Below are 2,421 nucleotides of genomic sequence, written 5' to 3' on the forward strand. Positions count from 1 at the left end.
AGAGTACACAGAGTACACAGAGTCCGAGAATATATATCTGAATCATTCCGATGCTACCGGATTTGATATGAAAGAAACCTGGTTTTTTCGATAAATCAAAACTGGGAAGCAAATCTTGTGACAAAAACTTGGTTTCTGATTTTAGGCATTATATGGCCGCACGGATTCCCATGATGATATAATATGTCAATCCTGCAAAAAAGTCAAGTAAAATAAGTGCGATCGCCCAAAAAGATTTTGAGACATTCAAGAATGCAAGTGTCAGATTAGATATAGGTTGGCGATTGGGTTTCCTCGACTACAACAGCGCAACTACCAACTTATTAATACAGAACTAATAAATATGATTTTAGGTTTCGATCCGGGTAAAGACAAGTGCGGCATCGCCGTCATGGGTAGAGACAGAAACCTCTGCTACCATCAAGTAGTACCGTCAGAATCAGCCATCTCTACGATTCAATCTCTGTGCGAACAGTTTCTCGTTGAGTTATTGGTACTCGGAGATCAAACGACTTCTAAGAGTTGGAAACAAAAACTGACGCAGAGTTTGTCGCCGGAGATTGAAATTGTTCGGGTTGACGAGAGATTCAGCAGCTTAGAAGCGAAGGATCGTTACTGGGAAATGTACCCTCCGACGGGACTTTCTCGCTTGATTCCGCAGGGAATGCGGACTCCGCCGCGGCCTGTAGATGATATAGTGGCGATCGTCCTAATTGAGAGATATTTGAACAAAAATTAGTCAATTGTATAACTGTTACCACTGATTCTCTTTGATTGTTAAGGAATCAATAGGTTTTTGCTTCTCTTGATTTTTTTAAGTGAATCAAATACACCCTAAATTTATCCGATCGTTGAATAACAGTTCGCGTTACTTGATGACAGCTTCAGTCAAGATTAGCTTACCATTCTGCCGCACTTGCAGGCGATCGGGGTTAATCGAATAGATAATATTGCCGTTAGTCGCTTCATAAGTTCCGTCGTCACCTGTTGTTACTTGCATCACATTGATTTGGCTACCATTTATTTTGCTGAGGCCGCGGTAAAAAATAGCGCCTTCCTGAGTTTTGCAAATGTATATAGAAAAGTTGGCTGTTGCGAAAGATTGCACCATTTCGGCCCTGGGACATCCCTCAACTTGAGCAATTTGGAACGATCGAGAATGCGGTAAACTCGAAGATACGGGTTGATTTAGTGCTGTTGCTTCTGCTGGAAGAGTCAAAATGCCGTGAAGCGAAGCTATCCCGAAGGGAATCGCACTAATGCCAGCCATAACTAGACCTAATCTTTTAATTACTTGAACTCGCTCTTTATAAAACATCTTGTCACTCCTGGTTTTAACTATATAATTACATCTTAAGCGATAATTTCTGGATATTAATAATATTTAATATCAGAGGTGAAGTTTGGAGGAAACACGGTACACCCTAGATTTAAGTGTAAGGATTCAGGTCTTTGATTGGGGAATAAGAGAAGGCCTGAAAAAGTTACTCATATTGGGCAGATATAGCATCACGGAAAAAAGCCATTGCGCTTTTACCCTGAAACCGACAAGTCTGAATCACAGATTGCAAATCAGCAGTTTGTTCAAACCGAGACATTGACCGAGAACCCCCAGATACCTTACGTTTAGTCACGGCTAATCGCAGAGAACGTTCCGCTAAATTATTGTCAGGGGGAATGGATGGGTGGTCTAAAAAGTACCACCATTGATGTGCTTTCTCACGCAACGAAGGCAGTAACAGTCCAGCAGCATGACCAACCTGACCTTGCCAAGTATTTAACAATTCTGCCAATCTGAGCTTAAAGTCCCTCGCCCAAGTGTGATAATCAAGCTCTAGGGGTTGTTCGCGCCCGGAGTCGATGTTGTCGAAATGCCTCATCAATTAATTCTAAGAACGCAGAGGCGACGACTGTATTGTTACCGTAATTAAGAAGCAGAACTTTCTTAAATTGTCGCCGTAGATGGGCCAGACATTTTTGTTGCGCTCCCACGACGATCGCACCGTTATATACGCTAAAATCATCGGAACTCAACCTTGTAAAGTACCTATCCCTGCGTCGATTCCACCTAGTTCGCGGCAGAACTCTTGTTGTTTGGAGTAGGATATGTGCCCATAATTACCTAGCCATACCAATAATGCTTGTAGGTCGATGCTTAAGTCAAGTCAAGGAACTATCCCGGATGCTGGTGAACCCATCACCATTGCTCCACATTCATTAGATTGACATTTGACTCGTTGATATTCCACCACTTCAATTGGTAAGGCTGCTAAACAGGCTACCTGCTGTTTGCTTTGACATACTCACCGCCCTAAAAGTGCGGTGATTCTTGACGCTTCACGCTCCGGATGCTACCGAAATAGTCTTACTCTGTCTCTGCGCCCGTTTATAGTCGTGGCAATGCCCTATCCCGACTTTGTT

Annotated in this window: 4 protein-coding genes; 1 reads left to right on the forward strand and 3 read right to left on the reverse strand. The window is 42.8% G+C overall.

The features are described from left to right. Positions 1–343: 343 nt before the first annotated feature. On the forward strand, positions 344–739 hold the full coding sequence (locus tag WBA89_RS22735) for a pre-16S rRNA-processing nuclease YqgF (RefSeq protein WP_424409652.1): 396 nt from the start codon (positions 344–346) through the stop codon (positions 737–739). A gap of 129 nt (positions 740–868) precedes the next feature. On the opposite strand, the gene WBA89_RS22740 is transcribed toward WBA89_RS22735, so the two are convergent. The 3 genes from WBA89_RS22740 to WBA89_RS22750 all read right to left on the reverse strand — a co-directional run bounded on the left by WBA89_RS22740 (position 869) and on the right by WBA89_RS22750 (position 1,992). Next, the gene (locus WBA89_RS22740; protein ID WP_424409653.1) at positions 869–1,318 is read right to left on the reverse strand and encodes a hypothetical protein; all 450 of its coding nucleotides are present in this window, start codon (positions 1,316–1,318) and stop codon (positions 869–871) included. Positions 1,319–1,484: 166 nt separating this feature from the next. Then, complete coding sequence (locus WBA89_RS22745; protein ID WP_424409654.1) at positions 1,485–1,880, reverse strand: IS66 family transposase; 396 nt, start codon at positions 1,878–1,880, stop codon at positions 1,485–1,487. After that, positions 1,828–1,992, reverse strand: coding sequence for a hypothetical protein (locus WBA89_RS22750; protein WP_424409656.1), 165 nt, complete (start codon positions 1,990–1,992; stop codon positions 1,828–1,830). The genes WBA89_RS22745 and WBA89_RS22750 overlap by 53 nt, the downstream gene beginning before the upstream one ends. Positions 1,993–2,421: the final 429 nt, after the last annotated feature.

The sequence above is a fragment of the Microcoleus sp. genome (assembly GCF_049646505.1).
Lineage (GTDB): Bacteria > Cyanobacteriota > Cyanobacteriia > Cyanobacteriales > Microcoleaceae > Microcoleus.